This is a genomic window from Pseudochrobactrum saccharolyticum (assembly GCF_008801715.1).
In the GTDB taxonomy this organism is placed as follows: Bacteria; Pseudomonadota; Alphaproteobacteria; order Rhizobiales; family Rhizobiaceae; genus Pseudochrobactrum; species Pseudochrobactrum saccharolyticum.
This window is the reverse complement of the sequence record NZ_VZPG01000005.1, coordinates 162,489-184,592: the sequence shown is the minus strand read 5'-3', so window position 1 is coordinate 184,592 and position 22,104 is coordinate 162,489. Positions and strand designations below refer to the sequence as shown.

Below are 22,104 nucleotides of genomic sequence, written 5' to 3'. Positions count from 1 at the left end.
ACAGGTTCCGGTCATTTATAAATTCGCGGACAGCATCGACTGAGTTGCCTTGGCTGACAAGCGTAAAAATATCACAGTCGCGGCGGGTTCAGAGCCCTTCGCCGCTTTGCAGAAGATTTTTCAGCCCTGTCCGATAATCCGGATAAAGCAACTGATAGCCGGTTGCTTTCAATGCGGCATTGGAAGCCCGTTTGCATTCCTGATAAAAAGAGCGCGCCATCGGAGAAAGCTCAGCCGTTTCATAATCGACGGCCGGAGGCGGAGTAACACCCAGCAATTCTGCGGCATAGGAGATGATTTCATGTGCCGGTGCCGGTTCATCATCGGCAAGATTATAAATGCCGCCCTGATTGTTCAGCGCCAGATGTGCCAATGCACCGCCAATATCTTCCACATGAATACGGTTGAAAACATGGTCTTTTTTAATCAGGCGATGGGCGCGACCTTGTTTGATATTGGCCAGAGCATTGCGTGCCTGCCCCTGAAAAGACGGGCCGTAAATTCCGGCAATCCGTAATATGGCACAGGCGATATCTGTGCCTTCTACCTGCGCCAGCCATTCCTTTTCGGCGGTCACACGGGCGGCAGAGCGGGCAGAAAGCGGTTTTAACTCCGATGTTTCATCCACCCATGCGCCCTGATAATCGCCGTAAACACCGATGGTGGACAGATAGCTGATGAAACGCGCATTCGGCGCGTGATAGGGCAGGCCTTCCGGCATGAGGCGCAGGATCGGGTCTGTTTCATCCGCGCTGCCGGTTAATGGCGCGACAGACGAGACGATATGGGTTGCCTGTTGCAATTCATCGCGCAATGCTGCGCTGAGGCCTTGTTCCGCATCAAAGAAAACAGGTGTGATACCGTTTTTGCGTAAAATCTCTGCCTGTTCCGGACGGCGGACAGTTCCGGTGATTGAGCTGATTTTTGCTGCCGGATTTTGCTTGAGTGCTTCGATAAAATAATGAGCGGAATAGCCGGAGCCGAACAGAAAAATATGCATTATTTGTTTCTCTCAATTTGCGCTGCGGCAGTCAGCCATTCTTCGATCACTTCCGCGTCTTGTTCAAGGGGAAGGTGCTGGTTTTTCTGATGCCGAAATTCTTGTTCATCAGCCAGTTGAGATAGTGCCCAGACAGCAGCCCCGCGTGTTACCGGTGCGGGATCATTCAGCAATTGTTCAATCATTGGGAGATAGGCCGGATTATCTGAATTCCCGACTGCAATCAGAACGTTGCGGATAAAGCGGTCACGCCCGATCCGCTTGACCGGCGAACCACTGAAGAGGGTGCGGAAAGCGGGATCATCGAGTTGCAGCAGAGTATCAAGAGCCGGTTCTTTCAGCTCCTCCCGTGCTTGTAGTTTGGCCTCTCTGGAGACCTGCGCGAATTTGTTCCACGGACAGGCCGACAGACAGTCATCACAACCATAGATACGGTTGCCCATCATGGTGCGAAATTCGTGCGGGATAGGGCCTTTGTTCTCGATGGTGAGATAGGAAATACAGCGCCGCGCATCAATCTGATAGGGGGCGGGAAAGGCATCTGTCGGGCAGGCATCAAGACAGGCGCGGCATTTGCCGCAACTGTCTTTGCCAGCACGATCGGGTTCCAGATCCGCAGTGGTAAAAATCGAGCCGAGAAACAGCCATGAGCCATATTCGCGGCTCACCATATTAGTATGTTTACCCTGCCAGCCCATGCCTGCGGAAACTGCCAGCGGTTTTTCCATCACCGGAGCCGTATCGACAAAGACTTTCACCTCATGGCCGGTTCGTGCCGCAAAGCGGCTGGCCATATGTTTGAGCTTGCCTTTGATAATATCGTGATAATCGCGGTTCTGCGCATAGACCGAGATCGCCCCGCAGTCTTTTTTGCTTTGTAAGTCACGCGGGTCGTGGTCAGGGCCGTAATTCATCGCCAGCATGACGATGGAGCGCACTTCATGCCAAAGCTCAGACGGATTTGAGCGCCGGTCAGCCGTTTCTTCCAGCCATTCCATGGAGCCGTGGCGGCCATGATCGAGAAAATAGCGCAACCGCTGCGGTGCCTGCGGAATGGCGTCCGGCGTCGTAATAGCCACAACGTCAAAACCGACCGCTGCGGCTTCTTCCATTAAGAAGCGCTTCAGACGGACAGCAGGAGGCTCATCGCTTTTCGGCAGAGGTTTCTTTGGTGCGCGATCAGAAGTCGAGGTCGCCATAATGGGATGCCGGAAAAATGCCGCGCACACGATCAGCGAGAAGCGGACGGAAAGAAGGACGGGATTTCATGCGCGCATACCATTCGCGGGTTGCGCGGTGTTCTGCCCACTCAATCTCCCCCAGATAATCGAGAATGGAAATACCGGCAGCTGCTGCCATATCGGCATAACTTGGCGTATCACCGGCCAGCCAGTTGCGGGTTGCGGCCAGCCAGTCTGTATAACGCAGATGCTGGCGGATATTGGAACGGGCAGCGCGGATTGCTGTGGAATCCGGTGCTGATGAGCCCATTTCCTGCGACATCTGCAACTTGAACACGCGTTCACGGGCAAGATGACGTGTAACTTCATTTTCAAATTTAATCAGAAACCAGTCGACGAGACGGCGCACTTCGGCGCGCTCCATCGGCGTTTCCGGCAGCAGACGGCGATTGCGCTTCAGCGCGCCACGGGTCTCATCCATATATTCCGCAATAACTGTGGCACCGACAACCGGCCAGTCATTTTCGGCCAGCAAAACCGGCAGAGTTCCGGCCGGATTGAGTGCCAGAAATTCTTTTCTGCGTGACCACGGACGTTCCTCAATCATTTCCGATTCCACACCATATTCATTGAGAATCAGACGGACATAACGGGAGGTTGTAGACATCGGATGGTGAAACAGCGTGAGCATATGGTTCGATAGTACTTTCAGGTGTGGCTTGGAAGCGGCATGGTCTGAAACTTTGCCACCGGTAAGCCGGTAATCGGACTGAATAATCTGCCAGCTTGTAGCCGACCTGCAAAAGAGTCAGACCTTAAAGAAGGTTCCGGTCCGGCAGAGCGTTAAGCCTGAGCGGCAGACGAGGAGTTAGATTTAAAACAGCAGACGCAATAAAAATGCGGTTGTAGAGCATTTTGCGTAATTATACATGCTTCCTATAAATAATTGGTTAGGACGGGTGAGTTACATAAAGATGCATTGCATTGTGAGTAAAAACATTTCAACAGGCTGAATTTATGGCGGTGAGATTGTTTTTCAGCATATTTCCGGTTCACAGACATAATGTCCGTTTAATTCCGACATTTAAAATCTATCCGGACCGGCGGCAATATTTATATAACGCAGACAAAGGTATTCAGCATTATGGACGCATGGGCAATATTTGAGGCTGCGATTCTCGGTCTTCTGGAAGGTTTGACAGAGTTTCTGCCGGTGTCGTCTACAGGCCATCTTTTGCTGGCAGGATACTTTCTTGGCTTTGAATCAACCGGCCGTACTTTTGAGGTGCTGATTCAGCTTGGTGCTATTCTCGCAATCCTGAGTGTTTATTTCGGCCGTTTGTGGAAGCTGCTGACTGATCTGCCGCGGGATGCGGGTGCAAGGCGTTTTGCAACCGGAATCATACTGGCCTTTTTACCGGCTGCCGTGATCGGTGCGCTGGCACATAGTTATATCAAACAGGTTTTGTTTGAAACGCCGGTGCTGGTCTGCTCGATGCTGATTCTCGGCGGGTTTGTTCTTCTGTGGGTAGATCGGCTGCCGTTGCGACCGCGTTATAATGATGTGACGCAATATCCGCTGAAAATGTGCTTTATGATCGGCCTTGTGCAGTGCTTGGCAATGATACCGGGAGTGTCCCGTTCCGGTTCGACCATCGTCGGGGCGCTGCTGATGGGCTCGGATAAGCGCTCCGCAGCGGAATTTTCGTTCTTTCTGGCAATGCCGACAATGGCCGGTGCTTTTGCCTATGATCTCTATAAAAATCATGCGCTGCTCTCAACGAATGATCTGACGCAGATTGGTATCGGCTTTGTTGCGGCTTTCATCTCCGGTGTGATTGTTGTGCGTTATTTGCTGGATTATGTATCCCGCCACGGTTTTGCATTGTTTGCCTGGTGGCGTTTGATTGTGGGCTCTGCCGGTCTGGCCGCGTTGATGGTCTGGGGTTAAGCTTCCAATATCAGAAACAGAAAAGGCCCCGCGAGGGGCCTTTATTGTATTCAGTTTATGGCCGTTTTAGCGGGCAAGGCTTGCCTTGTCATACTGACCCAGTACACGGTAGCGCCAGAGGTAAGACGGCAGGATTGCATCAATTGCCTGTGGTTTGATGCCCAGACCTTCCAGTGTCAGGTCAGCATCCGCAGCTTCCTGCGAAACCACATTATTGCTCTTCAGCAATTTAACATGGTCGCTGGTCAGCGGCGGGTTTGGCAACAGGCCGAGAATTTTGCCCTGCAGACTGGCAACCCACCAAGGCAGGTTGATGAAAGCGCGTTTGCGGCCGATCACTTCCAGCGAAATTTCCATACAACGACGCAGGGTCAGCACTTCCGCACCACCCAGCTCATAGGCCTTACCTGCCTGCAATTTACCCTCAACCGCACGGGCAATCACTTCAGCCACATCGCCGACATAAACCGGCTGGAACTGGGTCTTGCCGCCGCCGATCAGAGGCATGAACGGGGAGAAACGGGACATGCTGGCGAATTTGTTGAAGAACTGGTCTTCAGGGCCGAAAATCACGCTCGGGCGCAGAATGACCGCATCCGGCTTTACGCTCAGTACCTGACGTTCTGCTTCTGCTTTGGTGCGGGCATATTCGGATGCGCTTTTCAGATCTGCTCCGAGTGCCGACATATGCAGTAGCGGCAGACCGGCAGCGGCAGCAATTTCAGCCACATGTTTCGCACCGATGGCATGAACAGTGTTGAAACGCTGTTTGCCGCCTTCGGCAAGAATACCAACCAGATTAACGACATAATCCGCGCCTTTGACTGCACGTTCAACCGACCAGCGATGGCGGATATTGGCCTGTACCAGCTGGATCTGACCGATATTGCCAAGCGGCTGCATGTAATAGGCAATTTCCGGCTTGCGCACAGCAACACGCACACGGTAACCGCGCCGTGCCAGTGCATCAACCACATGACGCCCTACAAAACCTGAACCACCGAAAACTGTAACCAGTTTTGGTGTTGTGCGGTGATTAAGCGTTTGTGTGTCCATGACCTGTCTCCTGCGCCGGTCTTATTGCGGCATGATAGCTGCATAGCGGATATTGCCATCTCTATGCAGTAAACTTTCCAGTGCTGCCCCGCGATGTCTTGCGCGTTCTGCCAGCTTTGGGGTCACGCTTTACTGGTTTTTTGCCGTTTCGCAAAGGGGACATAATGCACCATACCCCGAAAGATTACACTTTAAGCTTTGTTTTGCCCCGATTTGCATGAATCCCCTTTGCCTTTGCGCAAATCTGCTGCTAAATCGCGCGCATGAGCACACCACTTGACCATATCCGGAATTTTTCCATCGTCGCCCATATTGATCATGGGAAGTCGACACTTGCCGACCGTTTGATTCAAGCAACCGGCGGCCTTGATAATCGTGAAATGAAAGAGCAGGTGCTCGACTCGATGGATATCGAGCGCGAGCGCGGCATCACGATCAAGGCGCAGACTGTTCGCCTGAATTATCGTGCGAAAAACGGTGAGGACTATGTTCTCAACCTGATCGACACCCCGGGGCACGTTGACTTTGCCTATGAGGTTTCCCGCTCATTAGCGGCCTGTGAAGGTTCGCTGCTGGTGGTAGACGCGTCTCAGGGCGTGGAAGCGCAGACGCTGGCCAATGTTTACCAGGCAATCGACAATAATCATGATCTGGTTGTTGTGCTGAACAAGATTGATCTGCCTGCGGCTGATCCTGAGCGTGTGAAAGAACAGGTTGAAGATGTGATCGGTATCGACGCATCGGATGCCGTGGAAATTTCCGCGAAAAGCGGTCTGGGTATTCCGGATGTGCTGGAAGCGATTGTTGAGCGCCTGCCGCCGCCAAAAGAAGGCGACCGTGATGCACCGCTCAAAGCCATGCTGGTGGATAGCTGGTATGACACCTATCTAGGCGTGATCGTGCTGGTTCGCATCATCGACGGTGTGCTGAAAAAAGGCCAGACCATCCGTATGATGGGCACAGGTGCCAAATATCCGGTGGAGCGCGTCGGCGTATTCACACCGAAAATGGTGGCTGTTGAAGATCTGGGGCCGGGTGAGCTTGGCTTTATCACCGCTTCGATCAAGGAAGTGGCGGATACCCGCGTTGGTGATACGATCACCGAAGACAAACGTCCGACAACAACCATGCTGCCGGGTTTCAAACCTGCTCAGCCGGTGGTGTTCTGCGGTCTGTTCCCTGTGGATGCGGCTGATTTTGAAGATTTGCGTGCTGCCATGGGCAAGCTGCGTCTCAATGATGCGAGCTTCTCCTTTGAAATGGAAACATCGGCCGCTCTGGGCTTTGGTTTCCGTTGCGGTTTCCTCGGACTGTTGCATCTTGAAATCATTCAGGAACGCCTTTCCCGCGAATTTGATCTTGATCTGATCGCTACCGCTCCTTCCGTTGTCTATCGCATGAATATGCTCGACGGTTCGGTGAAGGAACTGCACAATCCGGCAGATATGCCGGATGTGGTGAAAATCACTTCTATTGAAGAGCCGTGGATTAAAGCGACGATTCTGACGCCGGATGATTATCTCGGTTCGATCCTGAAACTCTGTCAGGAGCGTCGTGGTATTCAGGTCGATCTGTCTTATGTCGGCCCGCGTGCGATGGTGACTTATGAACTGCCGCTCAACGAAGTGGTGTTCGATTTCTACGATCGCCTGAAGTCGATTTCCAAAGGCTATGCTTCTTTCGACTATAATCTGTCGGAATATAAAGAAGGTGATCTGGTGAAGATGTCGATCCTCGTCAATGACGAGCCGGTTGATGCACTCTCCATGCTTGTACACCGTTCTGCCGCTGAAAAACGTGGCCGCGTGCTGTGTGAAAAGCTGAAAGACCTGATCCCGCAGCATATGTTCAAGATTCCGATTCAGGCGGCTATTGGCGGACGTATTGTTGCGCGTGAGACGATCTCGGCTCTGCGTAAGGATGTGACGGCAAAATGTTACGGCGGTGACGTTTCGCGTAAGCGCAAACTTCTGGAAAAACAGAAGGAAGGTAAGAAGCGCATGCGTCAGTTCGGTAAGGTGGAAATTCCGCAGGAAGCCTTTATTCAGGCGCTTAAAATGGGTGATGAATAATCACTTCAGAGATTTCGAGCAGACCCGCCTTCCGGCGGGTTTGTTTTAGAGCATTTCCAGCAAAAGTGGGAACCGGTTTTGCGTAGGAAAATGCGTAAAACAAAAGAGTAGAGTGGTTCTAACGATTCAATATGAACGGGAACGCTCTACTTAATATAGGATATTTCGATATGACTGCTAAACCACGTATTACCATTGAATATTGCATCCAGTGTAACTGGATGCTCCGTGCTGCATGGGCGGCTCAGGAATTGTTGCAGGCATTCGGTGATGAAGTCGGTGAGATCGCGCTTATTCCGGGCGGAGATGGCAATTACATCATCCGTCTGAATGATAAGGTGGTATGGGATCGTAAAGCTGAAAACGGCTTTCCGGAAAGTGATGCGCTGGTTGCCCGTATTCGTGAGACAATGAAGGGCTGATCAGGCTCTGGTCTTTAGGTAATATATAAAACGTAACTAGCTGATTTTTATTGTAGAGTTAAAGCCGGATGCAATGTGCGTCCGGCTTTTTTATTTGGCGGGCAAAGTGTTGCGGGCATAATGTGAGGCAGAGATTCCGCTGCGGCTTTCCGGTTTCGAGGCGGATATATGTGAACTGAACAGGCGCGGATTGCTGGTTTCGTCTTTATTTATTGTGACGCAGATAGCTGAAATGGTTAATTTTATTACATAAAATAAGGCTCTGTTGTGCCTTGAACAGGATTTTGGCCACGTTTGCAAAGGCTTATAATCCTGTTTTCAGAGATAGATTCCGCGAGATTGCCCCCTATAAAAAGCGTGGTGCAGAAGGGGCACGGTTCTGCGGTAAAGACTGTTGCTGCGGCGCTTTTTTCTGCTCGTGATTATCCGGATTATCGCCCAGTTCCAATGCTTCAATCTTCGCGCCGCGGCGGGTGACTTTGGAAGATGAAATCAGAATATCGTCAATGTCGCGGCTGGCTTGTGAGAAATGGGTTTGTAATTTGCGCACACGCTCATCAAGGCGCGATACATCATCCATCAGCCGCACAACTTCTCCCTGAATGAGATGCGCCTGTTCCCGCATCCGCGCATCTTTGAGCACGGATTGGATGACCTGAATGGAGAGCATCAGCAGGGAAGGCGAGACGATAACCACGCGGGAACGATGTGCCCGCTGAATAATCACCTCAAAATTCTCGTGAATTTCCGCAAAGATCGATTCTGACGGCACAAACAGAAAAGCCGTATCCTGTGTTTCTCCGCTGATGAAATATTTGGCAGCAATGTCACGGATATGTACCTCCATATCACGGCGGAACAGCTGTTCGTAATGACGTTTGGCTTCCGGTGTCTCAGAGACCTTCAATGCATTCCAGCTTTCCAGCGGGAATTTGGCATCGACCACTAATGAGGCTGTACCGTTGGGCATCCGCACTAGACAATCAGGGCGCATGCCATTGGAGAGTGTAGCCTGAAATTCATAGGCACCCATTGGCAGACCGTCGGCAATAATTGCTTCCATCCGCGATTGGCCGAAAGCGCCCCGCGTTTGCTTATTGGCTAGGATGGCCTGCAATTGCACAACCTGACCGGCGAGAGACTGGATATTGTTCTGCGCGGTGTCGATCACCGCCAGCCGCTCCTGCAACTTGCTTAAGTTTTCATGGGTCGAGCGGGTCTGTTCATTGATACTGCGGCCAAGATGACTGGTCATGCCGTCGAGCCGGTCGCGGATGGATTTGTTGAGTTCTGCCTGTCTGGCGCCGAAAAGTTCAGCCATCGTTTGCATCCGGCCCTGCATCTCTGCCTGACTTTTCAGGATCGACTGCATTTGCATTTCTGCCTCGCGCGCCCGCTCTTCCGACTGGAATTGTGCATGCAACATCGTTCTGCTGTTACGGCCGGACAGCCAGAACAGCAGGAGGATGATGAGCAGAACAAAACCGCCCGCCGCCAGCAAAAACTGGGCGGGGCTGAGGCCGAGAGCACCCGCAAAGGATGCCGGTATTTCTGAAGCAGATAATGTTTCCATAGATAAAGATTACACGATTCGCGGTAAATATAAGAATAAAACGTGAACAAATTTTTATTCATCTCATGTAATTTATTGACGGCGGAGTGCTGAGAGATTAGATCGGACATCATTCCGATTGTGCCTGCCTGCGCGGGTGTCAGATATTTTCAATCATTTGCAACACCGGATCACTGTGATGACCATTAAGCCGATTATTTTTATTCCTGATCCGGTCTTGCGTCAGGTTTCCAAACCCGTTGAGCGTTTCGATGCGGATTTGCGTAAATTTTCTGATGATATGTTTGCCACGATGTATGATGCGCCGGGTATTGGTCTGGCTGCAATTCAGGTGGCTGAGCCGATCCGTATGGTGGTGATTGATCTGGCGAAAGAGGGCGATGCCCCTGCGCCGCATGTCTTCATCAATCCGGTGATTGTCGAGCGCTCGGATGAGCCGAGCAGCTATGAAGAAGGTTGCCTCTCGATCCCTGATTATTATGCGGAAGTGGAACGTCCTGCGACTGTGCGCGTGACCTATCAGGATCTGGACGGTAAACCGCAGGAAATCAAAGCTGAGGGCCTGATGGCTACCTGTCTGCAGCATGAGATTGACCATCTGGATGGCGTACTTTTTATCGACCATATTTCCAAGCTCAAGCGGGATATGGTGATCAAGAAATTCAAAAAACTGGCTAAAACCCATGTGCCGGCTTCGGGTAAAAAAATCTGAAGCACAGGCTGAATTACGGTCAGGTCAGAGAGTGTAGGTAGGATAGTCTATGTCGTTACGTATTGTGTTTATGGGCACGCCGGAATTTTCTGTTCCGGTGATGACAGCGCTGATCGGACAGGGCTATGAGATTGTTGCTGTTTATAGCCAACCGCCGCGTCCGGCTGGTCGTCGTGGTCTGGAACTGACAAAATCGCCGGTGCATGAAAAAGCGGAAGAATTCGGTATTCCTGTTTTCACCCCGAAAAGCCTGAAAAGTGAAGAAGAACAGCAGATTTTCCGTGATCTGAATGCGGATGTCGCTGTGGTTGTTGCCTATGGCATGTTGCTGCCAAAGGCTATTCTCGAAGCGCCCGCACTTGGTTGTTATAATGGTCATGCGTCTCTGTTGCCGCGCTGGCGCGGTGCGGCGCCGATCCAGCGGGCGATTATGGCTGGTGATGCCGAGACTGGCATGATGATTATGAAAATGGATGAGGGGCTGGATACCGGTCCTGTGGCCATGGTCGAGAAAATTACCATCACTCCGAATATGACCTGCGGTGAATTGCATGATCGTTTGAGCATTACCGGTGCCGATCTGATGGTGCGTGCTATGGCTGCACTGGAGCGTGACAGTCTGAAGCTCAATCCGCAGTCAGAAGATGGCGTGACCTATGCCTCCAAGATTGAAAAATCCGAAGCGCGTATCGACTGGTCGCAACCTGCGCAGGCCGTGCATGACCGTATCCGTGGGCTGAGCCCGTTTCCGGGGGCATGGTGCAAGATGGAAATCAATGGTCAGCTTGAGCGCGTAAAAGTGCTGCGCTCGGTGATCGCTGATGGCGCTGGCAAAGCCGGTGAAGTGCTGGAAGGTCAGCTGGTGATTGCCTGTGGTGACGGTGCAATTGCGCTGACGCTGGTACAAAAAGCGGGTGGCAAGGCTGTCAGCGCTGCAGAATTCTGCAATGGCGTTAAGCTCGCAACCGGTACAATTCTGCCATGAGTCATTCTCCCGTCAAGCAGCCGGATATCCGTCCCGTCAGAGAGCAGGATCGCTCAATGATTGATGGTGTGATTACTGCTGCTTTTGACGGGGCTGATGAGGTTGCATTGGTGCGCAAGCTGGCCGCTGACGGTGACATTATGCTGGAGCTGGTTGCGGAAATTGACGGTCAAATTGCCGGACATATCCTGTTTTCCAGATTATGGGTCGAACAGTCCGGCAATCGTCTTGCTGCTGTTGCTTTGGCGCCGCTTGCTGTGTCACCGGAAATGCAACGGACGGGGCTGGGCAGTGCGCTGGTTGAAGCTGCGCACAAGCTGCTGGTTCAGCAAGGTGAGGTTCTGAGCATTGTCTTAGGCGATCCCGCCTATTATGGCCGCTTCGGTTACAGCGTTGCCGATGCTGCTCAGTTTGAAAGTCCTTATCCTGCACAATATCTGCAATTGAAATATCTCACAGAGAGTAAGCCTTGTGCGACCATACAGGGCAAATTGATTTATGCTTCTGCATTCGGAGAAAATTGAGTGCCGCGTTATCGCCTGACAGTTGAATATGATGGTTCACCCTATGCCGGATGGCAGCGGCAGGATAATGCGCCGACGGTGCAGGGGGCTATTGAAGCCGCGATTTTCAAATTCTGTGGTGACAGTAATTCAATCGGGGCTGCAGGGCGTACCGATGCCGGCGTTCATGCTTTTCAACAGACAGCCCATGTTGACCTGACCAAGGATTGGGGCGCATCCAAAGTACGCGATGCCGTCAATGCCTATCTGGCACTGGATAAAGAGAGCGTCTTTCTGATTAATGTCGAGAAAGTGCCGGATCATTTTGATGCGCGTTTCAGCGCGCTGGGACGGCATTATATTTACCGCATTATCAATCGTCGCACACCTTTGGCGCTGGAAGCCAGCCGTGCCTGGTGGGTAGCGAAAAAGCTGGATACGGATGCCATGCACGAGGCCGCACAATTGCTTGTCGGTCTGCATGATTTTACGACATTCCGCTCCACACAGTGCCAGTCCAAAAGCCCTGTTAAAACGCTTGATCTCTTGAATGTGCAGCGCCATGGCGAGTTGATTGAGGTGCGGGCCTCTGCACGGTCTTTCCTGCATAATCAGGTGCGGTCACTGGTTGGCAGCATCAGCGAAGTTGGTACAGGCCGCTGGACCAATGACGATCTGGTGGCGGCACTGGAAGCACGTGACCGCAAAGCCTGCGGTGTCGTGGCACCTGCCCATGGCCTCTATATGATCGGTGCGGATTATCCGCTGATTTTATAGAGCAGGCATAAAACCTGCCAGATTTTGCAGTATGATTGTCAGCATAATACTACCCAACACTACAGAAATGAAAAATGGCGCGGCGAAACTATGTGGTCTTTGCAAGGCTGCGCGGGTGAGCCTGTAGCTCAGCACCAATGTCGCCAGAAACAGCCCGAAACCGATGCCTGCGAAGACCGGAGACAAATCCGGCAGCAGCAGATTGAGGAATGAAAGCGGGGCATAAATCCACGCAAATAACGCGGTGGTCCAGTTGGTAGCGACTACATAAGTGGAAAAACGGCGTTCAAGGCCAAGGCTGCGGCTGAGAAAGCCGATAATCAGCAGCGGTAACAGCCAGACAATCATATCAATAGCGCCGAGCTTGACCGTATTGATAAGGCGCAATGCTGTAGCGTCGCTGCCTTCTGTTCCTTCTGTAAGGCGGGCTGCGATTTCGACCCAACCGATCAGCATTGGCGGCAGAGAAATCAGGATTGCATAAAAAGACCGCCAGAAACCGTCTGCATCCGTATTCAGATCATTCAATGCTTCCGGATGGCCGGTCATGGTGCGCCAGACTGCGGAGAAATAATACTGAATCTCTTCAAAACTGGGCATGGGCAACCTGTATAAGTGACGGCGAAAGAGGTGCCTGTGTTTTCACGACAGGCACCCGAAGTAAAATGACTCAGGCGAAAAAGCCCTCAAGGAATTTTTCGTAAATTGCGGTGAGATTTTCAAGGTCTTGCAGTGACGTCCGCTCATTGGCCATATGCATGGTCTGGCCGACAAGACCGAATTCCACCACAGGACAATAATCTTTAATGAAACGGGCATCAGATGTGCCACCGGATGTGGAAAGTGTGGCCTGTTTGCCGGTCACTGCTTTGATCGCATCGTTCAGAGAGTCAATCAGCTTGTCATTGCGGGTCAGAAATACATGGCTCGGGCGTTCGCTCCACTGTAACTCATAGTGAAGTGGCACCGATTTATCCTGCCGGAACGGATTGTCCTGTGCAGCATCGCTCAGACGACGTGTAACTTCGTCTTGCAGAGTATCGGCTGTCCATGTGTCATTGAAGCGGATATTGAATGAGGCGATTGCTTTTGCCGGAATGACATTAGTTGCCGGATTGCCGACATCAATCGAAGTGATTTCCAGATTTGTGGCCTGAAAATTCTCTGTACCCTGATCATAGGCCGGTATCAGCAGGCTGTTCAGCAGAGCCATAATACCGCGCACCGGATTATCCGCATTATGCGGATAAGCCACGTGCCCCTGTGTGCCATGAACTGTTACCGTGCCGGTGACAGAGCCACGGCGGCCGATTTTAATTGTTTCACCCAGACGGTCAGGATTGGTTGGCTCGCCAACCAGTGAAGCATCCCAGCTTTCGCCTTTAGCTTTTGCCCAATGCAGTAATTTATCTGTGCCGTTGATTGCAGGGCCTTCTTCGTCGCCGGTAATCAGGAAAGAAATACTCGGCTTGCGATCCGGAAACTTTTTCAGATAGCGGGCGGTTGCGGCAACAAAACAGGCAATGCCACCTTTCATATCGACTGCGCCACGGCCATAGAGTTCACCATTCTCAATTACGGCTGCAAAAGGCGGGTGCTTCCAGAGCGAGAGATCACCGGTCGGCACGACATCGGTATGGCCGGCAAACATCAGATGCGGGCCTGTGCCTTTGAGGCGTGCATAGAGGTTTTCTATGTCCGGCGTGCCTTCTTCGGTGAAGACAGGACGCTCGATTTTGAAGCCGAGCGGCTCCAGCATTGCCTGCAGCGTTGTGAGAGCTCCGCCTTCTGCCGGTGTAACTGACGGGCAGCGGATAAGAGCAGCGAGATTTTCGGCGGGATCAAATGTGGTCATCATGCACAAGGCTTAGCAGATGCCGCAAGCTGGCGCATCTGGAATCTATCTTTGATGAGTCACTGTGTGATTTGCCGGTATCTAATTCCAAAAACAGCACTGTAACAGCCGGTAATAATATTGTGATAAAACTGTTATTGTTCATCAATTGGGAACGATACAACGAACGGAATGTCTCTATTTAGAGAACGATACAGCGAATATTGAAATATCTGCCGAATTTTTAAACTATTAAGTTATTGATTTTATTGAGTTGATATGTGTTCCTTGTTTTTTCAAGGAAAGATTGTGTCAGAATTTTTATTTATTCGTAAAATTTATGTGAGTTGAAATCCTAAACAATGGCTCCTATCTCAGGGTCATCGGAACGGCGCTTCTCCCAAGCACGTTCACATAAATTGAACAAGGAATATGAAAATGAAAAAGATTGCTTTGACTGTTGCTGCACTTGCTCTTTCTGCCGGAGCAGCTTTTGCTGAAAACCCAAATGCGGGTATTCCTGATGATCTGTACAGCAATGACAAGACACCTGTGATCACCACTTCAACTGTGAAAAGCACGCAGGCTGAAACCTTTACAGACGGTTCCGCACACGGTTTCGGTGATAATGCACCATCCAGCTATAACGGCTAATTTAGCCGGTACCTCCTCCGCATAACATTAACACTATGAATGACAGCCGCATTTCAACGTCTGATGAACAGACCTCCCAACTGATCCGTTGAAAATAACCGGCCTATAAAAGGAATATGAAAATGAAAAAGATTGCTTTGACTGTTGCCGCCCTTGCTCTGACCGCCGGTGCCGCTTTTGCTGAAAATCCAAATGTTGGCATTCCTGATGATCTGTACAGCAATGACAAGACACCTGTGATTACCACTTCAACCGTGAAAAGCACGCAGGCTGAAACCTTTACTGACGGTTCGGCTCACGGTTTCGGTGATAATTCACCATCCAGCTATAACGGCTAATTTAGCCGGTACCTGTTCCGCATAATATCAACATTATGAATGACAGCCGGATTTCAACGTCTGATGAACAGACCTCCCAACTGATCCGTTGAAAATGACCGGCCTATAAAAGGAATATGAAAATGAAAAAGATTGCTTTGACTGTTGCCGCTCTTGCTCTGACTGCCGGTGCTGCTTTTGCTGAAAATCCAAATGCCGGTATTCCAGACAATCTGTATGGTGCTGACCAGACATTTGTAACTGCGACTGCGACTGTAACCAGCACACAGACCGAAACCTATAGTGACGGTTCCGCTAACGGCTTTGACGATCATTCGCCTGCAAGCACCCGTCGTTAATTGACGGTAGTGCAAACAAAAAGCGGCGGGCTTGAGGCCCGCCGCTTTTTGTTGTTTTTGATAGGCTGCTTTTAATCGCGCAGCAGATCATTGATTGAGGTTTTCGAGCGGGTTTTCTCATCAACGCGCTTAACGATAACGGCGCAATAAAGGCTCGGGCCTGCTTCACCATTTGGCAGTGGTTTACCCGGCATAGTACCGGCAACAACAACTGAGTAGGGTGGTACTTCGCCGTAGAAGACTTCGCCGGTGGCGCGGTCGACGATTTTGGTGGATTTGCCGATATAGACACCCATACCAAGCACCGAACCTTCACGGATGATGCAGCCTTCCACAACTTCCGAACGGGCGCCGATAAAGCAATTGTCTTCGATGATGGTTGGTTCGGCCTGCAGCGGCTCAAGCACACCACCGATGCCGACGCCGCCGGACAGATGGACATTCTTGCCGATCTGAGCGCAGGAGCCGACAGTTGCCCATGTATCAACCATCGTGCCTTCACCGACATAAGCGCCGAGGTTGACAAAAGACGGCATCAGAATGGCATTTGGTGCAATATAAGCGGAGTGACGTACGACGCAGTTTGGCACGGCGCGGAAACCGGCCTGTGTAAACTCGTCGGCAGACCAGCCGTCAAACTTGGAAGCGACTTTGTCCCACCAGACGGATGCGCCCGGACCACCTTTGATGATTTCCATCGGGTTAAGACGGAAGGAAAGCAGAACTGCTTTTTTCAGCCACTGATTGACTGTCCAGTTACCGTCTGCCTGTTTTTCGGCAACACGTACTTTACCCTGATCGAGCAGCAAGAGGGATTGTACGACGGCATCACGGATTTCTCCGGTGGTAGATACCGAGACTGTGTCACGCTCATCAAAAGCTTTTGTGATAATTTTTTCGAGAGCTGACAGATCAGGCTGGGACATATTACTGCTCCTGAGGTGTTGAAACGGAATTAAATCGCATTTATTTCGTCATTCAGACGAAATGCCTGACGAAATATACAGATTACGGAATATTTTCGGCAAATGATTAGGCTATGCTCAAAGCATGGTCAATCTTGGCATTGCCGCTTTTGCACTATATGCCTCAGTATCTGATCTAAAAGTCGCCATGCCGGCCTGCAAAGGGCAATTTCTGGGCTTCCGGTACTCACGTACAATAGGTACGCTCCGTTCCGGTTCTCGAAATCACCCTTTTCGTCTCGGCCTGACGATTTTTGATTCAGACACTCAATATGGAAACACGAACAGTGGCTTGCTTTTTTATAATTGATGTCGCTGCCACAACAGGATGATATTGCATGAATCCGCTTGAGAAAGATGGTTGGACACCTTTCAGCAATTCCGGTGAAACTGTTAAGCGCGTCGCTGCGGTGCCGGATACACCGCAAACCCGTGCGCCTGCCTACAAGCTGGCTTTCAGCGATGCGGAGTTTATGACCAAGCGGGAACTGCGCCCGATCCGCTTGCAGCTTGAGCTGCTGAAGCCGGAAATGATTATGGAAGAGCGCGGCATCAAGTCGACTGTCGTGCTGTTCGGTGGCGCGCGTATCCCTGAGCCGGGCGGCGAGGCATGGGCTGCGAAAAACGAAGTTCAGAAAAAGAATCTCGAAGCTAATTCCGTCTATTATGAAGAAGCGCGTGAATTTGCCCGCCGTTGTTCGGAATATTCGGCTTCAACCTATTACCGTGAATTCGTCGTCGTCACCGGTGGCGGGCCGGGTGTGATGGAAGCGGGCAACCGTGGTGCCGCTGATATTGGTGCGCCGTCTATCGGTTTGAACATTGTGCTCCCGCATGAGCAGGCACCGAATGCCTATGTCACGCCGGAACTATGCTTCAACTTCCACTATTTCGCATTGCGCAAGATGCACTTCCTGTTCCGTGCCAAGGCTTTTGCAGTCTTTCCGGGTGGTTTTGGCACCATGGACGAGCTGTTTGAAACACTTACATTGATGCAGACCGGCCGGATGGAACGTGTGCCACTGGTGCTGTTCGGCAAAGAGTTCTGGACGAAAGCGATCAATATTCCGTATCTCTCCGAGCAGGGCACAATTTCGCCGGAAGATCTGGAGCTGTTCCATTATGTGGATACGGCCGATGAAGCATGGAATGTCGTGAAAAATCACTATGATCTGTAAGCGCTGATAATGAGAATTTCAAACGCCGGTGTGAACGCACCGGCGTTTTTTATTATCTGTCGTCCGGCTGTTTCGGCGGATGAATAATTGTCACCAGCACAACAGAGATAATCATCAGCAGATACCATGCACCGAGCTTGGACAGGGAGACCGGCACCCATTGGTCATGCTGACCGGGATAGAGCCAGACGCGTGACCACGTGCCGATATTTTCGGCAATCCAGATGAACAGGGAAGTCAGGAAGAACGCCAGCAGCAGCGGCATACGGTGGCGAAAACGGAACACGCGGTAATGCATACTAGTGCGCCAGAACATCAATGCGGTGACGGCGAAGAGCAGCCAGCGCATATCGGGGAGATAATGATGGCTGAAGAAATTGATGTAAATGCCGGTGGCGAGTGCAAAAGTCAGCGGTAATGGCGGATAGTTTGCCAGTCTGATGTCAAAAATCCGGTTGATCCGCGCCATATAGGAGCCGACTGCCGCATACATAAAGCCGGAAAACAGCGGCACTCCGCCGATACGGAACAGATTTTCCTCCGGGTAAATCCAAGACCCCATATGGGTTTTGAAGATTTCCATTGCCGTGCCGACAATATGGAAAATCAGGATGACTTTGGCTTCCCGCAAAGTTTCCAAGCGGCACAACAGCATCAGCAGCTGAATGGTGATGGCTGACAGAAACAGGAAATCATAGCGTGTGATCAGTTGCGGCAGGGCAGAACCGTCTGCCCAGAGATATTTGCTGAGTATAATCAGGCCAAGCATGGCGCCGCCGAACAGACATGCCCATGCCTGTTTCAGCCCGAAAACCAGAAACTCAACCAGTGCACCGGAGAGACCATGTTGTGGTAACTGATCGAGCAGCCGGTGTGCGGCTGCATCGATTACAGCTTCCAGTGAAGTGAAGCGGCGTTTGCTGTGCACGGGTTGATGCATTTACGGGTGTAGCGCAGTCAGAAACTCTGTCAGATTATCCGTGACAAAATCCACGCTGTCAGTAAAGGCGGGATCGCTTTCCCAAATCTCGCTGAAATCCGGTTCAAAATTATTCGGCACAATCAGAACTGTGCGCATGCCGGTGGATTTTGGCACTGTGAGATTGCGTGCCAGATCTTCAAACATCGCTGCTTTTTGCGGATTGATACCGCATTGTTTGTAAAACAGCTCATAAGGTGCACGCTCAGGTTTCGGTACCAGTTGTGCGGCAACAATGTCGAAAATATCGTCGAAACGGTCGAGAATACCAAGCTGTGCTGCCGCATTTTCCGCATGTTTGCGGTCGCCATTGGTATAGATAAATTTGCGGCCGGGCAGGCGGGCAATGGCTTCACCCAAAAGCGGGTCGGGTTTCAGCCATGTATAGTCGATGTCATGCACTTTGGCGAGAAAGTCGTCGGGGTCAATATCATGACATTCCATCAGACCCTTCAGGGTCGTGCCATATTCCTGATAGAACCGCTTCTGAACCTTGCGCGCTTCATCGCGTGGCAGCTGCAGCAGTTCCGAGACATAAGATGTCATCCGCACATCAATCTGCGAGAACAGATTAGTGTCATGCGGGTAGAGCGTATTATCCATATCAAACACCCAGTCAGTGACATGGGCGAAGTGGCGCGGTTCAGGTAAATTGGTCATGCAGGTGTTATGCCACGAAGTTTTGTAAAGATCAGCCTTTATTTTGCTGGGTAACAGAGCCTGAGACAGGTGGCTTGTATTTAGCGGCGGGGCAGGGCAAACAGAGCCTGATATATTTCTACAAAACAGAAAAGCACTGCATAATCATGGAACTCTGGATACCGATTACAATTGCCGCTGCCTTTATGCAGAATGTGCGCACGACACTGCAAAAGAAACTGCAAGGCAAGCTCGGCACCAGAGGCGCAAGCTTTGTACGCTTTGGTTATGGTTTTCCTGTCGCCATTCTTTATGTGCTGGGACTGCATTTCTTTGCTGGTTTTGCTTTGCCGCAGCTTAATGGTGCATTCCTGTTCTGGAGTGTTGTCGGCGGGCTGGCACAGATCTTCGCCACTATCATGCTGGTTTATTTGTTTACCCTGCGCAACTTTGCAGTGGGCACGGCCTATTCCAAAACCGAGCCCGTGCAGGCGGCAATCTTTGGCCTGATCCTGCTTGGCGAACGCCTGACAACCGGTGCCGTTCTGGCAATTATTGTTGGTGTACTGGGTGTGATGCTGATTTCGGTCGCGCGTATGCCGTTAAGCTGGGGCAATCTGTTTAAAGCGCTGGTCAGTCGTACAGCTTTGATCGGTATTGCTTCGGGTGGTGTATTCGGTATTTCCGCCGTGGCTTATCGCTCCGCAGCACTGTCGCTGGACGGTCCAAATCCGATCATGCAGGCAGCGGTAACTTTGGCCTGTGTGACGACATTCCAGACAGCTTTCATGTTGGTCTGGATGCTGATTAAGGACAAGAATGAGATTGTTCTGGTGCTGAAATCATGGCGCTCATCATCGCTGGTTGGCCTGTCCAGCGTACTGGGATCAATGGGCTGGTTTACAGCTATGGCTTTGCAGCAGGTGGCCTATGTGCGTGCGCTTGGGCAGATCGAACTGATTTTTACTTTCATCTCGGCAGTGTTCATTTTTAAAGAGCGGATCAACCGGATGGAAGTGGCCGGTTGTATCCTGATTGTCACCGGCATTCTGTTCTTATTATTATGGCAATAAGACATTTTTTTCACGCATTATCCTACGCAAAACCGGTTCCCACTTTTGCTGGAAATGCTCAAAGAAAAATCCCGCAATTTGCGGGATTTTTTTATAAGGTCTTTTAGTTTAGGGCACGATAAGCGTGCTCTTTAGTTCATGGCACAATAAGTGTGCATTGTTAGTTACGGCACGATCAGTGTGCCGGCACCGTGCTCCGTAAACAATTCCAGCAATACGGAATGCGGAGTTTTGCCATTGAGGATAACCACACCTTCAACGCCACGGCGGATAGCGTCGATACAGGTTTCCACTTTCGGGATCATGCCGCCAGAAATGGTGCCGTCTTCAATCAGTGCCAGTGCGTCTGCAACCGACAATTCCTTGATCAGGTTTTTGTTCTTATCCAGAACACCCGGTACATCGGTGAGGAACAGCAGACGTGTTGCGCTCAGCGCACCCGCAATCGCACCGGCAAAGGTATCTGCATTGATATTGTAAGTATTGCCATCACGACCCGGTGCAACCGGCGCAATCACCGGAATAACGGCGGAACGTGCCAGCAGATCGAGCAGGGTGCGATCAACCTCAACCGGCTCGCCGACAAAGCCCAGATCAAGCACGCGCTCAATATTGGAATCCGGATCACGATAGGTCTTGTGCGCTTTTTCAGCGAAAACCATATTGCCGTCTTTGCCGCACAGGCCGATAGCCCATTCGCCTTCGGCATTAATCATCGCCACGATTTCTTTGTTGATTGAACCGGCGAGAACCATCTCAACCACTTCAACCGTTTTCTCATCGGTAACGCGCAAGCCGCCTTCAAAGCGGGATTCAATACCGAGCTTGCCCAGCATTGCTGCAATCTGCGGGCCGCCGCCATGAACAACAATCGGGTTGATGCCGGACTGTTTGAGCAGTGCGATATCGCGGGCAAAGGCCTTGCCCAGTGCCGCATCGCCCATGGCATGACCGCCATATTTAACGACGACGGTTTTGTTCTCATAGCGCTGCATGAATGGCAGCGCGGCTGAGAGGAGTTGTGCTTGGATTTCAGGGCTTGTCGCGGTCATGGAGCACTCCACGGCATGAAGGGTTATGTGAGTGATAAAGAAACCACCTTGCGTGGTTCCTATTCCTTGGTCAGCAGGGCAATCGCAGCGCGCACTGCATCAAAGCCGATGGCTTTTTCGGAGGATGTGGCGAGAATCTGCGGGAAAGCGGCCGGACGGCGCGCAATCGCTTTCTGAGTTTCCGCCATCAGGCGCGGGACGCCTGCTTCCTTGATCTTGTCGATCTTGGTGAGAATGATCTGGTAAGAGACAGCGGCTTTATCCAAAAGATCCAGCACATCAGCATCATTCTTTTTAATGCCGTGACGAGCGTCAATCAGCACATAAACACGCTTCAGCGTGGTACGGCCGCGTAAATAATCAAAAACTAGTCGTGTCCATGCATCGACCATGGATTTTGGTGCTTCGGCAAAACCATAGCCTGGCATATCCACGAGTGCCAAAGGCGGCAGGTCACCATTTTCACCGGAATAACCATCCGGCACGAAATAGTTGAGCTCTTGCGTACGACCCGGTGTGTTGGATGTGCGTGCCAAGCCGTTCTGGCCGACAATCGCATTAATCAGCGAGGATTTGCCGACATTGGAGCGACCGGCGAAAGCGATTTCAACAGGGCCTTCCGGCGGCAGAAATTTCATTGACGGCACGCCGCGGATAAAAATCCATCGCTTGTTGAAGAGAGCCTTACCCTCGGCAACAAGTGCTGCATATTTCTCTGCTTCTTTTGCGACGGCCAGTTCTGCTTCGGTCACTCAATTCTTCCTGTGGCTTATATCCGTGTCATTGCAACATAACACTGTTCTTTATGGCATTGAGCTTTCA

Annotated in this window: 24 protein-coding genes; 12 read left to right on the top strand and 12 right to left on the bottom strand. The window is 51.3% G+C overall.

The genetic code is table 11. The features are described from left to right. Window positions 1–88 precede the first annotated feature (88 nt). From F7P81_RS14890 to F7P81_RS14880, 3 genes are read right to left on the bottom strand one after another with little or no spacing between them, the layout of a single operon-like run. Window positions 89–1,000, bottom strand: a complete 912-nt coding sequence (locus F7P81_RS14890) for an NAD-dependent epimerase/dehydratase family protein (protein WP_151160122.1) — start codon at window positions 998–1,000, stop codon at window positions 89–91. Next, window positions 1,000–2,199, bottom strand: a complete 1,200-nt coding sequence (gene queG, locus F7P81_RS14885) for a tRNA epoxyqueuosine(34) reductase QueG (RefSeq protein WP_151160121.1) — start codon at window positions 2,197–2,199, stop codon at window positions 1,000–1,002. The genes F7P81_RS14890 and queG overlap by 1 nt, the downstream gene beginning before the upstream one ends. After that, complete coding sequence (locus F7P81_RS14880; RefSeq protein WP_121992414.1) at window positions 2,180–2,872, bottom strand: glutathione S-transferase family protein; 693 nt, start codon at window positions 2,870–2,872, stop codon at window positions 2,180–2,182. Before F7P81_RS14880 ends, queG begins: the two co-directional genes overlap by 20 nt. 453 nt (window positions 2,873–3,325) lie before the next feature. On the opposite strand from F7P81_RS14880, the gene F7P81_RS14875 reads away from it, so the two are divergent. Next, the gene (locus F7P81_RS14875) at window positions 3,326–4,132 is read left to right on the top strand and encodes an undecaprenyl-diphosphate phosphatase (protein ID WP_151160120.1); all 807 of its coding nucleotides are present in this window, start codon (window positions 3,326–3,328) and stop codon (window positions 4,130–4,132) included. A gap of 66 nt (window positions 4,133–4,198) precedes the next feature. Here F7P81_RS14875 and F7P81_RS14870 read toward each other — a convergent pair whose 3' ends face one another. Beyond that, window positions 4,199–5,188 carry a complex I NDUFA9 subunit family protein gene (locus F7P81_RS14870; protein WP_151160119.1) on the bottom strand — a complete coding sequence of 330 codons (990 nt, stop codon included), beginning with the start codon at window positions 5,186–5,188 and terminating at the stop codon, window positions 4,199–4,201. 263 nt (window positions 5,189–5,451) lie between these two features. Between F7P81_RS14870 and lepA the strand changes: the two genes are divergently transcribed. Both lepA and F7P81_RS14860 read left to right on the top strand, forming a co-directional pair. After that, a complete protein-coding gene (lepA, locus tag F7P81_RS14865) occupies window positions 5,452–7,260 on the top strand; it encodes a translation elongation factor 4 (protein ID WP_022712466.1) in 1,809 nt (602 codons plus the stop codon). A gap of 170 nt (window positions 7,261–7,430) precedes the next feature. After that, window positions 7,431–7,682 carry an Rdx family protein gene (locus F7P81_RS14860; RefSeq protein WP_151160118.1) on the top strand — a complete coding sequence of 84 codons (252 nt, stop codon included), beginning with the start codon at window positions 7,431–7,433 and terminating at the stop codon, window positions 7,680–7,682. A 346-nt stretch (window positions 7,683–8,028) separates the two neighbouring features. On the opposite strand, the gene F7P81_RS14855 is transcribed toward F7P81_RS14860, so the two are convergent. Further along, window positions 8,029–9,255: a DNA recombination protein RmuC gene (locus F7P81_RS14855; protein ID WP_151160117.1), complete on the bottom strand. Its 1,227-nt coding sequence runs from the start codon at window positions 9,253–9,255 to the stop codon at window positions 8,029–8,031. Window positions 9,256–9,433: 178 nt separating this feature from the next. Here F7P81_RS14855 and def point away from each other — a divergent pair, with 178 nt between their 5' ends. From def to truA, 4 genes are read left to right on the top strand one after another with little or no spacing between them, the layout of a single operon-like run. Beyond that, a complete protein-coding gene (def, locus tag F7P81_RS14850) occupies window positions 9,434–9,967 on the top strand; it encodes a peptide deformylase (RefSeq protein WP_122092461.1) in 534 nt (177 codons plus the stop codon). Between the two features lie 49 nt (window positions 9,968–10,016). Beyond that, window positions 10,017–10,952 (top strand): methionyl-tRNA formyltransferase, encoded by a 936-nt coding sequence (fmt, locus tag F7P81_RS14845; RefSeq protein WP_151160116.1) that lies wholly within the window; start codon window positions 10,017–10,019, stop codon window positions 10,950–10,952. Then, window positions 10,949–11,476, top strand: coding sequence for a GNAT family N-acetyltransferase (locus F7P81_RS14840; RefSeq protein ID WP_151160115.1), 528 nt, complete (start codon window positions 10,949–10,951; stop codon window positions 11,474–11,476). Before fmt ends, F7P81_RS14840 begins: the two co-directional genes overlap by 4 nt. After that, on the top strand, window positions 11,477–12,232 hold the full coding sequence (gene truA, locus F7P81_RS14835) for a tRNA pseudouridine(38-40) synthase TruA (RefSeq protein ID WP_151160114.1): 756 nt from the start codon (window positions 11,477–11,479) through the stop codon (window positions 12,230–12,232). It begins immediately after the preceding gene. Here truA and F7P81_RS14830 read toward each other — a convergent pair. Next, entirely contained in the window at window positions 12,227–12,832 is a 606-nt protein-coding gene (locus F7P81_RS14830; protein ID WP_075657055.1) for a hypothetical protein, read from the bottom strand. The two genes, truA and F7P81_RS14830, sit on opposite strands and share 6 nt — an antisense overlap. A 70-nt stretch (window positions 12,833–12,902) precedes the next feature. Continuing rightward, on the bottom strand, window positions 12,903–14,090 hold the full coding sequence (gene dapE, locus F7P81_RS14825) for a succinyl-diaminopimelate desuccinylase (RefSeq protein ID WP_151160113.1): 1,188 nt from the start codon (window positions 14,088–14,090) through the stop codon (window positions 12,903–12,905). 414 nt (window positions 14,091–14,504) lie between these two features. Here dapE and F7P81_RS14820 point away from each other — a divergent pair, with 414 nt between their 5' ends. The 3 genes from F7P81_RS14820 to F7P81_RS14810 all read left to right on the top strand — a co-directional run bounded on the left by F7P81_RS14820 (window position 14,505) and on the right by F7P81_RS14810 (window position 15,396). Further along, window positions 14,505–14,720, top strand: a complete 216-nt coding sequence (locus tag F7P81_RS14820; protein WP_022712475.1) for a hypothetical protein — start codon at window positions 14,505–14,507, stop codon at window positions 14,718–14,720. 122 nt (window positions 14,721–14,842) lie between these two features. After that, window positions 14,843–15,058 (top strand): hypothetical protein, encoded by a 216-nt coding sequence (locus tag F7P81_RS14815; protein WP_022712476.1) that lies wholly within the window; start codon window positions 14,843–14,845, stop codon window positions 15,056–15,058. Window positions 15,059–15,180: 122 nt separating this feature from the next. Further along, on the top strand, window positions 15,181–15,396 hold the full coding sequence (locus F7P81_RS14810) for a hypothetical protein (protein ID WP_151160112.1): 216 nt from the start codon (window positions 15,181–15,183) through the stop codon (window positions 15,394–15,396). 71 nt (window positions 15,397–15,467) lie between these two features. On the opposite strand, the gene dapD is transcribed toward F7P81_RS14810, so the two are convergent. Continuing rightward, on the bottom strand, window positions 15,468–16,322 hold the full coding sequence (gene dapD, locus F7P81_RS14805; RefSeq protein WP_151160111.1) for a 2,3,4,5-tetrahydropyridine-2,6-dicarboxylate N-succinyltransferase: 855 nt from the start codon (window positions 16,320–16,322) through the stop codon (window positions 15,468–15,470). Between the two features lie 377 nt (window positions 16,323–16,699). Between dapD and F7P81_RS14800 the strand changes: the two genes are divergently transcribed. Continuing rightward, the gene (locus tag F7P81_RS14800) at window positions 16,700–17,539 is read left to right on the top strand and encodes an LOG family protein (RefSeq protein ID WP_151160110.1); all 840 of its coding nucleotides are present in this window, start codon (window positions 16,700–16,702) and stop codon (window positions 17,537–17,539) included. 52 nt (window positions 17,540–17,591) lie between these two features. Here F7P81_RS14800 and F7P81_RS14795 read toward each other — a convergent pair whose 3' ends face one another. Then, window positions 17,592–18,467, bottom strand: coding sequence for a DUF817 domain-containing protein (locus F7P81_RS14795; protein ID WP_246176145.1), 876 nt, complete (start codon window positions 18,465–18,467; stop codon window positions 17,592–17,594). Between the two features lie 12 nt (window positions 18,468–18,479). Continuing rightward, window positions 18,480–19,178 carry a pyrimidine 5'-nucleotidase gene (locus F7P81_RS14790; RefSeq protein ID WP_151160108.1) on the bottom strand — a complete coding sequence of 233 codons (699 nt, stop codon included), beginning with the start codon at window positions 19,176–19,178 and terminating at the stop codon, window positions 18,480–18,482. Window positions 19,179–19,324: 146 nt separating this feature from the next. On the opposite strand from F7P81_RS14790, the gene F7P81_RS14785 reads away from it, so the two are divergent. Beyond that, a complete protein-coding gene (locus F7P81_RS14785) occupies window positions 19,325–20,230 on the top strand; it encodes a DMT family transporter (RefSeq protein ID WP_116088879.1) in 906 nt (301 codons plus the stop codon). 164 nt (window positions 20,231–20,394) lie between these two features. On the opposite strand, the gene argB is transcribed toward F7P81_RS14785, so the two are convergent. Next, entirely contained in the window at window positions 20,395–21,282 is an 888-nt protein-coding gene (gene argB, locus F7P81_RS14780; RefSeq protein ID WP_022712483.1) for an acetylglutamate kinase, read from the bottom strand. 59 nt (window positions 21,283–21,341) lie between these two features. Then, entirely contained in the window at window positions 21,342–22,034 is a 693-nt protein-coding gene (yihA, locus tag F7P81_RS14775) for a ribosome biogenesis GTP-binding protein YihA/YsxC (protein WP_022712484.1), read from the bottom strand. Between the last annotated feature and the right edge of the window lie 70 nt (window positions 22,035–22,104).